The sequence below is a fragment of the Bacillus sp. 1780r2a1 genome (assembly GCA_024134725.1).
Lineage (GTDB): Bacteria > Bacillota > Bacilli > Bacillales > Bacillaceae_H > Priestia > Priestia aryabhattai_A.
Genome location: CP099863.1, coordinates 3,083,816 through 3,097,585 on the forward strand (window position 1 = coordinate 3,083,816; position 13,770 = coordinate 3,097,585).

The 13,770-nt window shown below is 38.9% G+C and carries 10 protein-coding genes; all 10 read right to left on the reverse strand.

Annotated elements, in window-relative coordinates:
- Window positions 1–24: 24 nt before the first annotated feature.
- Window positions 25–4,335: a PolC-type DNA polymerase III gene (locus NIZ91_15470; protein USY54136.1), complete on the reverse strand. Its 4,311-nt coding sequence runs from the start codon at window positions 4,333–4,335 to the stop codon at window positions 25–27.
- A 154-nt stretch (window positions 4,336–4,489) separates the two neighbouring features.
- On the reverse strand, window positions 4,490–6,190 hold the full coding sequence (locus NIZ91_15475; GenBank protein ID USY54137.1) for a proline--tRNA ligase: 1,701 nt from the start codon (window positions 6,188–6,190) through the stop codon (window positions 4,490–4,492).
- A 116-nt stretch (window positions 6,191–6,306) separates the two neighbouring features.
- The gene (gene rseP, locus NIZ91_15480) at window positions 6,307–7,566 is read right to left on the reverse strand and encodes an RIP metalloprotease RseP (protein USY54138.1); all 1,260 of its coding nucleotides are present in this window, start codon (window positions 7,564–7,566) and stop codon (window positions 6,307–6,309) included.
- Window positions 7,567–7,642: 76 nt separating this feature from the next.
- Entirely contained in the window at window positions 7,643–8,794 is a 1,152-nt protein-coding gene (dxr, locus tag NIZ91_15485) for a 1-deoxy-D-xylulose-5-phosphate reductoisomerase (GenBank protein ID USY54139.1), read from the reverse strand.
- 78 nt (window positions 8,795–8,872) lie between these two features.
- The gene (locus tag NIZ91_15490) at window positions 8,873–9,664 is read right to left on the reverse strand and encodes a phosphatidate cytidylyltransferase (protein USY54140.1); all 792 of its coding nucleotides are present in this window, start codon (window positions 9,662–9,664) and stop codon (window positions 8,873–8,875) included.
- Between the two features lie 17 nt (window positions 9,665–9,681).
- Window positions 9,682–10,464 (reverse strand): isoprenyl transferase, encoded by a 783-nt coding sequence (locus tag NIZ91_15495; protein USY54141.1) that lies wholly within the window; start codon window positions 10,462–10,464, stop codon window positions 9,682–9,684.
- 138 nt (window positions 10,465–10,602) lie between these two features.
- Window positions 10,603–11,160, reverse strand: coding sequence for a ribosome recycling factor (gene frr, locus NIZ91_15500; protein ID USY57190.1), 558 nt, complete (start codon window positions 11,158–11,160; stop codon window positions 10,603–10,605).
- Window positions 11,161–11,162: 2 nt separating this feature from the next.
- Window positions 11,163–11,885: a UMP kinase gene (gene pyrH, locus NIZ91_15505; GenBank protein ID USY54142.1), complete on the reverse strand. Its 723-nt coding sequence runs from the start codon at window positions 11,883–11,885 to the stop codon at window positions 11,163–11,165.
- Between the two features lie 78 nt (window positions 11,886–11,963).
- A complete protein-coding gene (tsf, locus tag NIZ91_15510; GenBank protein ID USY54143.1) occupies window positions 11,964–12,845 on the reverse strand; it encodes a translation elongation factor Ts in 882 nt (293 codons plus the stop codon).
- Between the two features lie 103 nt (window positions 12,846–12,948).
- Window positions 12,949–13,668: a 30S ribosomal protein S2 gene (gene rpsB / locus NIZ91_15515; protein ID USY54144.1), complete on the reverse strand. Its 720-nt coding sequence runs from the start codon at window positions 13,666–13,668 to the stop codon at window positions 12,949–12,951.
- Between the last annotated feature and the right edge of the window lie 102 nt (window positions 13,669–13,770).

Consider the following 13,770-nt stretch of genomic DNA (forward strand, 5'->3'; position numbering starts at 1 on the left):
ATAACCGCTTATTTTATGCAAATGTTAGAAAAGTGAAAGTTGGTTTTGATCTGGCAGGCTTTCTAAACAACCATGATTGTCTAAATACTCTAGAATTGTCTTTGATACTTTTCCTCTTTGCTGCAGATCTTCTTTTGATAAAAACTCGCCATCTTTGCGGGCTTTCACAATATTTAAAGCCGCATTTGTTCCCAATCCTGGAATAGAGTTAAATGGTGGGATTAGGGATGTTCCATCAATAATAAATTCATCGGCACTTGATTCATACAGGTCAACTTTTTTGAACGAATAGCCCCGTTCACACATTTCAAGCGCAAGTTCAAGCACTGTTAATAAATTTTTCTCTTTTGGAGAAGCATCAAGTCCCTTACCGTTAATCTCTTCCATTTTCGATTTAATAGCAGTTGAACCTTTAATCATTGTATCAATGTCGAAATCATCGGCACGTACTGTAAAATATGCTGCATAATATAAAAGTGCATGATGAACTTTGAAGTATGCGATACGTACAGCCATTAAAACATATGCTGCCGCATGGGCTTTCGGGAACATGTACTTGATCTTTTTACATGAATCAATGTACCAATCCGGTACGCCGTTTTTAATCATTTCTTCTTCAAATTCAGGGCTTAATCCCTTCCCTTTACGAACTGATTCCATGATTTTAAACGCTAAAGAAGGCTCCAGCCCTTGATAAATTAAATACACCATAATATCATCACGACAGCCAATTACTTCACTTAGGTTACAAATATTGTTACGGATTAACTCTTGGGCATTTCCTAACCATACATCCGTTCCGTGAGATAGTCCAGAAATTTGCACAAGCTCTGAGAACGTAGATGGCTTTGTGTCTTCTAGCATTTGACGAACAAATCGGGTTCCGAATTCAGGAATACCGAGAGTTCCTGTTTTACACATAATCTGCTCTTCCGTGACGCCTAATGATTCTGTTCCGCTAAAGATTTTCATGACTTCCGGGTCATCTGTCGGAATGGTCTTGGGGTCAATCCCACTTAAATCTTGTAGCATACGAATAACCGTAGGATCATCGTGCCCTAGAATATCAAGCTTTAAGAGGTTATCATGAATCGAATGGAAGTCAAAATGCGTTGTGCGCCATTCTGAATTTCGATCATCTGCTGGGAACTGAATTGGTGTAAAGTCATAGATATCCATATAATCGGGTACAACGATAATTCCCCCAGGGTGCTGCCCTGTTGTTCTCTTTACTCCTGTACACCCTGCTACTAATCGATCAACTTCCGCATTTCGCAAGTGCAATTCATGATCTCCAGCGTACCCTTTTACATAGCCATACGCCGTCTTCTCTGCAACGGTACCAATTGTTCCAGCACGATATACGTTATCTTCTCCGAATAATACTTTTGTATAGTTATGCGCTCTTGGCTGATACTCTCCAGAGAAGTTTAAGTCGATATCTGGTACTTTATCTCCTTTGAAACCAAGGAACGTTTCAAATGGGATATCATGTCCGTCTTTTTTATACGGCGTGCCACACTCCACGCAGCTTTTATCAGGTAGGTCAAAGCCAGAACCAACCGAACCGTCATCAAAAAACTCTGAGTGCTTACACGAAGGACATACATAATGCGGTGGCAATGGGTTTACTTCAGTGATTTCCGTCATTGTCGCAACAAATGAAGATCCAACAGAACCACGTGAACCAACAAGATACCCATCATCTAGGGATTTCTTTACAAGCTTATGAGAAATTAAATAAATAACCGCGAAGCCGTGACCAATGATACTTTTTAACTCTTTTTCCAGTCTTGCTTCAACGACTTCTGGCAAATCATCTCCATAGATGCTTCTAGCCATCGCATAGCTCATCGCCCTCATTTCCTCATCGGCACCTTCAATTTTCGGCGTATACAAGTCGTCTTTAATTGGCTTAACTTCTTCAATCATATCAGCAATTTTTTGCGTATTTGTTACGACAATTTCCTTGGCTTTATTAGCGTCTAAAAATGAAAAGCACTCCAACATTTCATCTGTTGTGCGGAAATGAACGTCTGGTAACTGATGACGATTAAGTGGATTAGCACCACCCTGTGAACTAATTAAGATTTTCCGATAGATTTTATCTTCTGGATTTAGATAATGAACGTTTCCAGTAGCAACTACAGGTTTATCTAACTTTTCACCAAGCTTCACAATATTATTAATAATATCTTTTAACGCTCGCTCGTCTCTTACCAGCTCTAGTTCAATGAGATGCTTGTAGTTTTCAGGTGGCTGTACCTCAATATAGTCATAAAATTCTGCTGCTTCTTGCACTTCATCGATACCTTTTTGCATCATTCCTTCGAATACTTCACCGCGGTCGCAAGCAGTCCCAATTAAAATCCCATCTCGAAACTTTTGAAGTTTGGAACGCGGGATACGCGGTACACGATAGAAATAGTTTAAGTGAGACATTGAAATGAGCTTAAACAAGTTTTTTAAGCCTGTTTCATTTTGAGCCAACATCGTCACATGATACGGGCGTGCGCGCTGGTAAGCATTCCCTTCTCCCATATAATCGTTAAGCTGATTATGATTTAAGATATCACGTTCAAACGCATCTTTTAACATTTTTGCTAGTAAATAGCCTGTTGTTTCAGCATCATAAATCGCACGGTGATGCTGGACTAACTCTATATCAAACTTTTTCGCTAACGTGTTCAAACGATGATTTTTCATATGTGGATATAAAAACCTTGCTAGCTCTAACGTATCAATCACACCATTTTGCACTTTTTCGAATCCAGCTCGCTGTAATCCTGCATTTAAAAAGCCCATGTCAAAGCTCGCGTTATGTGCAACTAAAATGTCATTTCCAATCCAATCGCTAAACTTCTTTAATACCTCTGAAGCATCAGGCGCATCTTGGACCATATCGTCTGTAATGCCCGTTAATTCAATTGTTGTAGCTGAAAGAGGGTGATGCGGGTTAGCAAAGCTTTCAAATTTATCAATGATTTCTCCCTCTTTCATCTTAACAGCAGCTAGCTCAATGACCGTGTCATACACAGCTGATAAGCCTGTTGTTTCTACGTCAAATACGATATACGTAGCATCTGGAAGTGCAACATCTTGAGGATTGTATGCGATTGGTACACCATCATCGACTAGATTTGCTTCCACGCCATATAAAATTTTAATACCGTTTTTCTTTCCGGCACCGTATGCTTCAGGGAATGATTGAGCTACAGCATGATCGGTTACGGCAATTGCTTTATGTCCCCACTTTTTAGCTTGACCGACTAATGTACTCACCGATGTCACGGCGTCCATTTGACTCATTGGTGTATGGAGATGAAGTTCAACACGCTTTTCGTCATCAGAAGCTTTATCTTGTCTTGTAATTGGAGAAATTTCATTCACATCGTTTCCAATCATAACAAGATCACGGACAAAGGTATCATTTTGTACACTGCCTCGCACTTTCACCCACATACCTTTTTTAATTGCTTGAAGTAGTGGAATGTCTTCTTTATCGCGTGAGAACATCTTAATCATAATAGAATTTGTATAATCCGTAATTTTAAAGATTAATAGCGTACGGCCGCTTCTAAGCTCTCTTGTTTCAGCATCAAACACATAGCCTTGTACCGCAATTCTCTTCTCTTCATCAACAATGGTATCAAGTGAAACCACTTCATCTTTAATTGTATAACCGATTGTGAGGGGACCTTTTGGTACGTCTGGTCCATCACTTTTCTCATTTTCTTTATTCTGCATTTCAGTAATGGCTTGTAACACTTTTTCGGTATCTTCCTGCTTACGCTGCTCAACAAACTGTTGAAAAGCTTCTTCAGAATGCACAACCTCAGTTACAAGCTGCATCTGCGGAAAACCATAGGATGCGTACTGGTCGGCAATTAGCTGACCATATTTTTTTCGAAGAGCCGTTCCTTCTGCTTCATGTCTTGCATTTAAGACTAGCTTTACACCATTTAGCGTTGGCTTTTGTCCTTGCAAAAGCGACATTAGCAAAGGCGAAATGCCTTGGAGTTCGCTGATACAATGTTGCCAGTAGCTTTGAATGTCATCCTGTGTACAATTTTTCGTCTCTGCTACAATAGAAAAAGAGACGTTTGCTATATGTGAGAAAGCCGATTGAATACGTGCTTGAAAAAGCTCGTATACATTAAACGGAAGTACTTGCTGAAAATGAAAATAAAAGTGCCATTTTTTTTGCTCTTTATTAATAACTACCTTTTCAATTGAGGCTTGGTCAAAATAAGAAACAACTTGGTCACTCGTTAACTCTAACTGCTGCAGCAGTAGCTTAAAACGCTCTTTTTTTCCTAGCGTTTGTTCTCCCAAAACTTCTGCCTCCTTTAAAAAATAATGCACTTCATTTTAACATAAACCTAGCATCAGCTGTTGACGCAATGCTTATAAAATCAAACGAAAATCGCTCAACTACAAATACGAAACTTGTCATATTTGCATTGAGCGATTTTAAGGTTAGCATAAATTACTTAGCTAACATTTCCATAATTTTTGCTTCTACCTCGTCAACATGGACTTCAAATGATTCTCCTGTTTGACGCATTTTTACTTCTACAATTCCTTCAGAAGCACGTTTACCAACCGTAACACGCACTGGAATTCCAATTAAATCTGAATCTGCGAATTTAACCCCTACTCGTTCTTGGCGATCATCAAGCAATACTTCTACACGACGATCTAATAGCTGGTTATATAACGTTTCACCAAGCTCTCTCTGCTCATCATTCTTCACATTCACCGTGATAACATGTACATGATAAGGTGCAACAGCTTGAGGCCATACAAAGCCTTTCTCATCGTTAAACTGCTCAGCGATTGCTGCTAATGTACGTGATACACCAATTCCATAGCAGCCCATAATCATTGGCTGCGAACGACCATTTTCATCTAGGTATGTTGCACCCATTGCTTCGCTATAGCGCGTGCCTAATTTGAATACGTGACCTACTTCAATTCCTTTAGCGAACTTAATAATACCTTGTCCATCTGGAGAAGCGTCTCCCTCTTGAATAAAACGGAAGTCTTCATATGTTGCTGTAAAATCTCTCTCTGGATTCACGCCTTGGTAGTGAACACCGTCTTCATTTGCTCCACATACGCCATTTACAACAGCTTTTACTGCATGATCTGCGACTACTTCAATTTTCTCACTTACTTGAATAGGACCAAGTGAACCGATTTGAGCTGCCATCACTTCTTTTGCTTCCTCTGGTGTTGCAAGCTCAACAACTGTTGCTTCAAAATAATTTTTCACTTTGATATCATTAATCTCATGATCTCCACGAGCTAAGACCAATACAAAGCGGTCATCTACCTTAAATAACAGCGACTTAATACATGATGATGCTTCCACATTTAAGAACGCTGCGACTTCTTCAATTGTACGAACATCAGGCGTATTTACTTTTTGAAGTTCAACAGGCGCTTCGTTTGATTTCTCATACTGTGTTACGACTGGAGCCATTTCAATATTGGCAGCATAAGAAGATGTATCAGAATAAGCAATTGTATCTTCACCAATTTCAGATAGTACCATAAACTCATGCGTATCTTTTCCACCCATTGCCCCTGAGTCTGCAATAACTGCGCGGAAGTTTAATCCGCAGCGTTCGAAGATGCGGCTATACGCTTCATACATCTTATCGTATACTTCATCCAAACTTTCTTGTGAAGCATGGAAAGAATAAGCATCTTTCATCACAAACTCACGACCACGCAATAGTCCAAAACGTGGACGTTTTTCATCACGAAACTTTGTTTGAATTTGATATAGGTTTAAAGGTAATCTTTTGTATGATTTTACTTCATCACGAAGCAAACTTGTAATAACTTCTTCATGAGTTGCGCCTAAAGCAAATTCACGACTATGACGATCGTTCATACGCATCAATTCTGGTCCATATGAATACCAACGACCAGACTCTTTCCACAACTCTGCTTGTTGAAGTGCAGGCATTAGTAATTCAACTGAGCCAGCACGCTCCATTTCTTGTCTTACAATTTCTTCGACTTTGTGAAGCACTTTCTTACCTAATGGTAAGAAGCTGTATACGCCACTAGCATTTTGGCGAATAAAACCTGATCTTAATAAAAGCTGATGGCTTTTTACTTCTGCATCAGCAGGTACTTCTCTTAATGTAGGAATTAATGTTGCACTTTGTCTCATAACCTCGCACCTCTTTACTCACTTCTCTATTTTCATAGTTTATCACGCTTTTACAACCACAGTAAGCCCCTATTTACAGGGGCTTAACTTGTTCATCACATATTCCCTATTTGTTTTTATAAAAAGAAACTTTGAATGTCATTCCATGTTACCACAAGCATTAATAGCATAAGTAACGCAAATCCAATAAAGTGAACTACACCTTCTTTTTGTCGATCAATCGGCTTACCACGTACCGCTTCAACTGCGAAGAATACGAGACGTCCACCATCTAGAGCTGGAATTGGTAACAGATTAACGATTCCTAAGTTAATGCTTAAAACAGCCGCCCACTTCATTAGATAGTAAATACCTGATTGTGCTACTTGGTCAGTAGCTGCATAAATACCAACAGGGCCGGAGAGCATATCAAGTGAAAATTGCCCCGTCACTAACTTGCCTAGTCCAGTCACAATTTCTTTCATCCACGTTGCTGTTTCGGTTGCACCGTTTGTGATCGAGCCAATTACCGATTTTTCAACAGGTGCATACACACCAATTAAACCGATTTTTTCTTCTCCCATTTCACGACTATCCGGTGTTACCTCTATTTCACGCGTTTCATCACCACGATTAACGGTGAACATGATTTCTTGCTCTGGATGCTTACGAATGATTTCAACAACATCCTGCCATGTCGACACAGCTGCACCATCAATTGCTTGTACTTCATCACCCTGTTTCAATCCAGCTTCAATAGCAGCGCCGTCCTTAGTTAATTCACCAAGTACAGGTTTATCCACTGCATAGCCTTGGGAAATTCCTAGCACCACAAAAATAACAAACGCTAGCACAAAGTTCATTAAAGGACCCGCAAAGATAGCCATAGCACGTTGTCCCAACGTTTTAGAAGCAAATTGACGACTGTACGGTGCGATTTGAACTTCATCACCGTCCACAATAAAGTACGACTCTTCTGCCACTCTAAAGGTGTGTAGTCGTTCCTCGTCTTCTGATTCATATCCTTTTATAATCATTTCATGCTCTAAGTCTGCATGCTCTACTTCAATAACTCTGGCATCTGGGTACTGCTCTTTATTATTAATGATGACTTTTTCTACTCTTTCATCATTATTAAATAGCAAGCCAATAACTTGACCCGGTTTCACATCAATCATTTCCGGATCTTCACCGGCCATACGTACAAATCCACCTAATGGCAATAAGCGAATTGTATAGACTGTTTCATCTCGTTTGAACGAAAGAATTTTTGGTCCAAAGCCAATGGCAAATTCACGGCATAGAATCCCAGCTCGTTTCGCAAAAATCAAGTGCCCTAACTCATGGAAAAAGACAAGAGCACCAAAGATAATAATAAACGCAATGACCGTATTCAATGGGTATGCCCCCCTTCTTATGATAAGGTGAAACGTTAATTAGAAATATGCGCCTTTTTAAGTTACCATACTAACTTTAATTAGTACGAGCTAAAAGGTTTACAAGTTTTCTTGTTTCTAAATCTACTTCTTTTATTGTAGACAAGCAAGGATTTTTTATAACCTGATGCTCATTCATTGCTCGTTCAATCACATCTTCAATTTCTAAAAACGTAATAGCTCCATCTAAAAAGGCTTGAACAGCACATTCATTTGCTGCGTTTAAAACTGTTGGCATTGTACCGCCTTCTTTACCTGCTTCAAAAGCAAAACGCAAACATCTAAAGCGTTCTTGATCCATTTTTGAAAAGTGTAGCTGGCCAATATCAGCCAAGCTTAATCGATTTGTTCCCTGCAGCGGTAAGCGTTTTGGATAAGTTAGCGCATATTGAATCGGCACGCGCATATCCGGTGTTCCAAGCTGTGCAATTACACTGGTATCAGCAAACTCTACCATTGAATGAATAATGCTTTCTTTATGTAATAATACATCAATTTGTTCATAAGGAATATCAAAAAGCCAGCGTGCCTCAATGGCTTCTAGTCCTTTATTCATCATCGTAGCTGAGTCAATTGTGATTTTTGCTCCCATTGACCAATTTGGATGATTTAATGCTTCTTGAACCGTTACACCTTTTAACTCTTCTCTTGTTTTATCTCGGAAGCTTCCACCAGAAGCTGTTAAGATTAAGCGATCAATTGCTTTATCATCCTGCCCTTGAAGGCTTTGAAAAATAGCTGAATGCTCGCTATCTACTGGTAGAATGTCCACCCCATATTCCTTAGCCGCACTCATAACAATATGTCCTGCTGTAACTAACGTTTCCTTATTAGCTAACGCAATTGTTTTTTTCATTTTAATCGCTTCAAGAGTTGGTACTAATCCAACACTTCCCACAACTGCATTCACTACCACTTCTGTTTCTGGATGCGTGGCTACTGCTACCAGACCTTCCTCACCGTACATAAACGTTACGTTTGGAAATTCTGCCTTCAGTGTTTCACTGTCTTCTTTGTTCATAAGTGAAACAAGAGACGGATTACATAATTGAATGATTTTACGTGCTTCTTGTACATTTCGACCAAATGACATTGCTACAAGTTCAAAAGAGTCACGGTGAGCTTGAACAACATCAACCGTTTGAAGCCCAATCGAACCTGTAGCACCTAATAAAGAAAGTTTCTTCAAATATATTCACTCCCATTACTTCAAAGACATGTTTTTTACTGAGTAGACAAGCCTTAGCTATTTTTAATTATGGTTCTATTAAAGAGATAAAAGGAAAGCCAGAATTGGCATAATAAATAGCAGACTGTCAAATCGGTCTAGTATTCCTCCATGCCCTGGTAACAGTTTACCTGAATCTTTCACTCCATAATGTCGTTTAAATGCCGACTGTACTAAATCTCCCATTTGTCCAAATAACGAGATGATGATTCCAATTAAAAGTACTGCGCCCATGGATTGTTCAATGCCCGACGCCACTTTAAAAATAATGGCAACCACTAATGCGCACACTACTCCACCAACAAAACCTTCAATCGTTTTATTTGGACTAATTTCAGGCCACAACTTCCTCTTTCCCATTGCTCGTCCAATAAAATAAGCACCAGAGTCAGTTGCCCAAATTAAAAGAAATGCGAAAAATAGATACGTTAACCCATACTCTGAACGAACTTCGATAAAATAATGAAAGCCTAGTCCTACATAAAGTGTCGTCAATAAAAGAAAGCCTACCCCATCAAATGTAAATACATTTTTTACAACTACCGTATACATTAATAGTAATAGCGTGGCAAATAGAGCTACTTCTACTTTATGTTCACTTACCATTTGAAATGCAGCATCTGAGCTAGTTGGCAATAAAAATACCCAGGTCAGTAAGAGACTGACAATAATAGGGAAAGACAATGGCTTAATTTTTTTCATATTTAGCAGTTCAACAACGCCAATTGTTGCTAACAAATACATTAGAGCAGTAAATGGTAAGCCACCAATCATGACAATAGGCACAAACACTGCTAGTGCAACAATGGCTGTAATGATTCTTTGTTTCATGTTAGTTCAACACCCTCTTAGACTCCACCAAAGCGACGTCCACGATTTTGGAACGCCTCAATTGCTTCAATTAAATGATTTTCTTTAAAATCTGGCCATAATACATCTGTAAACCAAAACTCGGTATAAGCTAACTGCCAAAGCATAAAGTTACTTAAACGCAGTTCACCACTTGTTCGAATTAACAAATCTGGATCTTGTAAACTCCCACTCATTAAATACGAGGAAAACACTTCGTCATTAATTTCAGCAGGATTTAAATTGTGAGATTCAACATCCTTTGCAATTGCTTGAACAGCCTTAACGATTTCATGTCGGCTTCCATAATTAAGTGCAAAATTCAAAATAAGGCCCGTATTGTCTTTGGTTTCATGGATTGCCTTATCAACTGCACGTAATGTGTGAGAAGGTAGTTCACTTTTCTCTCCCATAATGCGCACTTGAACATTTTCTTCAATTAGCTCTGGTAAAAAAGTCGTTAAAAATTCCTCGGGTAACTTCATAAGAAATTCTACTTCCACTTTTGGTCGTTTCCAGTTCTCTGTTGAAAAAGCATATAAAGTTAGTGCTTTAACGCCCAATTGGTTTGCTGCTTTTGTAATTTGTCGAACGACTTTCATTCCCTCATGATGTCCCATCATTCTAGGAAGTGCTCTTTTTTGTGCCCAGCGACCATTACCATCCATAATAATTGCAATGTGTTCTGGTACAGCCTGCTTTTTCACTCTCTCTTTTCTTTCCTCAAGAGACTGTGTGCCTGGATTTTGACTTTTTTTCCATGCTTGAATTTTTTTTAACATGCAAAGGTCCCCCGTTGTATGTTCTCATTGACATTTGTTCTTTGTCATTCGATATTTTATCTTACTACACATTATTAACAAAAAAACCCCCTGTAAACAATAGAGGGTCTTTTACAATATATTTTACATTGAAATGACTTATACCGCCATAATTTCCTGTTCTTTATCTTTTGTTACGCTATCCACTTTAGCAATGTGGTCATCTGTTAACTTCTGAATATCATCACTGTATCCGCGAAGATCATCTTCAGTAATCTCACCGTTTTTCTCTAACTTTTTAAGGTCATCATTTGCATCACGACGAATATTACGAACTGCTACTTTCGCATCTTCAGAAGCTTTTTTCACTGTTTTAACAAGCTCTTTACGACGCTCTTCTGTTAAAGCAGGAATCGATAAGCGGATAATTGAACCATCGCTTGTTGGCGTTAAACCTAAATCAGATTTCATGATTGCTTTTTCCACTTCACCAAGCTGTGATTTATCATAAGGTTGGATTACCAACATACGAGCTTCGGGTACGCTAACTTGTGCAAGTTGATTAATTGGTGTTGGAACACCATAGTATTCAACCGTCACGCGGTCTAATAATGAAGCACTCGCACGACCAGCGCGAATTGAAGCCAATTCACGGCTATATGACTGAAGTGCTTTTTCCATTCTTTCCTTCGCATCTTGCAACACTTGTTTTGCCATCATTATTTCCCCCTTACAATTGTTCCGATATTTTCGCCTGTTACGGCACGTTTGATGTTTCCTTCTTCCGTAATGGAGAAGACGATTAATGGAATATCATTATCCATGCATAGAGAAGAAGCAGTCGAATCCATTACAGCTAGTCCATCTTTTAAGACATCAATGTATGTTAATGTTTCATACTTTACTGCGTCTGGAACTAATTTCGGATCAGCACTGTATACACCATCAACATTATTTTTCGCCATTAGAATTACATCTGCTTCAATTTCAGCCGCACGTAACGCAGCTGTAGTATCAGTAGAGAAGTAAGGATTGCCTGTACCTGCTGCAAAAATTACAACGCGTTTCTTCTCAAGGTGACGAACCGCTTTTCTTCTTATGTATGGTTCAGCAACTTGTCTCATTTCGATAGACGTTTGAACGCGAGTTTGTACTCCAATGTTCTCTAGGCTATCTTGAAGTGCTAGTGAGTTCATAACAGTTGCAAGCATGCCCATGTAATCTGCAGCTGCACGGTCCATTCCCATTTCACTACCAATTTTCCCACGCCAAATGTTTCCACCACCAACGACTACTGCTACTTCAACGCCTAAGTCATAAACGTCTTTCACTTGCTCTGCAACCGACTTAATGATAGAAGGATTAATACCAAATCCATCTTCTCCTGCTAATGCTTCGCCACTTAATTTTAATACAATACGATTATATTTTGCTTGACTCATGCCTAACCTCCATCGTCAACGGTGAGATCCATTTTTTTGAAAAAGGGAACACAGAGTGTTCCCCATTTAATCACATTCTTACTTTTTAACTTGGCTCATTACTTCTTCAGCAAAGTTGTCTTGACGCTTCTCAATACCTTCTCCTACTTCAAAGCGTACAAAGCTCTCTACTGTTGCGCCTTTGCTCTCAACAAATTGACGAACTTTTTGATCAGGATTTTTAACAAATGTTTGATCTAATAAGCAGATATCTTCGAAGAATTTGCTTAAGCGACCTTCAACCATTTTTGCAACGATTTTTTCTGGCTTACCTTCGTTTAGTGCTTGTTGTGTTAATACTTCGCGCTCACGCTCAGTTTCTTCAGCAGAAACTTCGTCACGAGATACATATTTAGGGTTGATAGCAGCGATGTGCATTGCAACATCTTTTGCAGCTTGCTCATCAGTTGTACCAGATAATACTGTTAATACACCAATGCGTCCACCCATGTGTAAGTAAGCACCAAATGCATCAGCATCTGTTTTGCTTACTACAGCGAAACGACGTAGAGAAAGTTTTTCACCAATTGTAGCGATTGCTGAATTGATATGCTCTTCTACAGTAGCTCCACTTTCCATTTTTTGAGCAACAGCTTCTTCAACGTTAGCTGGTTTGTTAGCTAAGATATGTGCAGCAAGTTCTTTTGTTAACTTCTGGAATCCTTCGTTTTTCGCAACGAAATCTGTTTCAGAGTTTACTTCAAGAATAACAGCTTCGTTACCTTGTGCTTCAATGTAAGTTAAACCTTCAGCAGCGATACGATCAGATTTCTTAGCAGCTTTAGCAATACCTTTTTCACGTAAGAAATCGATTGCTTTTTCCATGTCACCGCCAGTTTCAGTTAATGCTTTTTTACAATCCATCATACCAGCGCCAGTTTTTTCACGTAATTCTTTTACCATTTGAGCTGTAATTGCCATAATAAATAGCCTCCTTATTTGGGTATGTACTCTATATCAATTAATTAAATCTTTTCAAAAAAAGGTGATAAAAGGCTATTCCCTCTTATCACCTTTCGTGGAATTAAGCAGTAGTTGTTTCAGTTTCAACTGCTGTTTCTTCACCTTGTTTTGCTTCTAAGATTGCATCAGCAATTTTAGAAGTTAAAAGTTTCACAGCACGAATTGCATCATCGTTTGCAGGGATTACATAATCAATTTCGTCTGGATCACAGTTTGTATCTACGATACCAACGATTGGGATGTGTAATTTTTTAGCTTCTGCTACTGCGATACGCTCTTTACGAGGATCAATGATGAATAATGCATCAGGAAGTTGTTTCATATCTTTGATACCGCCTAAGAATTTCTCAAGACGCTCTAACTCTTTTTTAAGTTGAACTACTTCTTTCTTAGGTAGTACTTCAAAAGTACCGTCTTCTTGCATTCTTTCGATGTCTTTTAAACGCTTAATACGTTTTTGGATTGTAGAGAAGTTTGTTAATGTACCACCTAACCAACGTTGGTTAACGAAGTACATACCAGCGCGAGCTGCTTCTTCTTTAACAGAATCTTGAGCTTGCTTTTTAGTACCTACGAATAACATAGTACCGCCATCAGCAGCTAATTCTTTAACGAAGCGGTAAGCTTCTTCTACTTTCTTAACTGTTTTTTGAAGATCGATAATGTAGATGCCGTTACGCTCAGTGAAGATATATTTCTTCATTTTTGGGTTCCAACGGCGAGTTTGGTGACCGAAATGTACACCAGCTTCTAGTAATTGTTTCATTGAAATTACTGACATGTGTTTTTCCTCCTAATGGTTTTGATTATCCTCCGCCCATTTCATCTTTAGCCAAAACTACAAAGTGTAGCACCAATGACTAAATCAACGAGCGTGTGTATT

Coding starts and splice junctions, on each gene's coding strand:
- NIZ91_15475 (USY54137.1), bottom strand. CDS start 6,190: ATGAGACAAAGTGCAACATTAATTCCTACATTAAGAGAAGTACCTGCT.
- NIZ91_15490 (USY54140.1), bottom strand. CDS start 9,664: ATGAAACAAAGAATCATTACAGCCATTGTTGCACTAGCAGTGTTTGTG.
- NIZ91_15495 (USY54141.1), bottom strand. CDS start 10,464: ATGTTAAAAAAAATTCAAGCATGGAAAAAAAGTCAAAATCCAGGCACA.
- rpsB (USY54144.1), bottom strand. CDS start 13,668: ATGTCAGTAATTTCAATGAAACAATTACTAGAAGCTGGTGTACATTTC.
- frr (USY57190.1), bottom strand. CDS start 11,160: ATGGCAAAACAAGTGTTGCAAGATGCGAAGGAAAGAATGGAAAAAGCA.
- pyrH (USY54142.1), bottom strand. CDS start 11,885: ATGAGTCAAGCAAAATATAATCGTATTGTATTAAAATTAAGTGGCGAA.
- tsf (USY54143.1), bottom strand. CDS start 12,845: ATGGCAATTACAGCTCAAATGGTAAAAGAATTACGTGAAAAAACTGGC.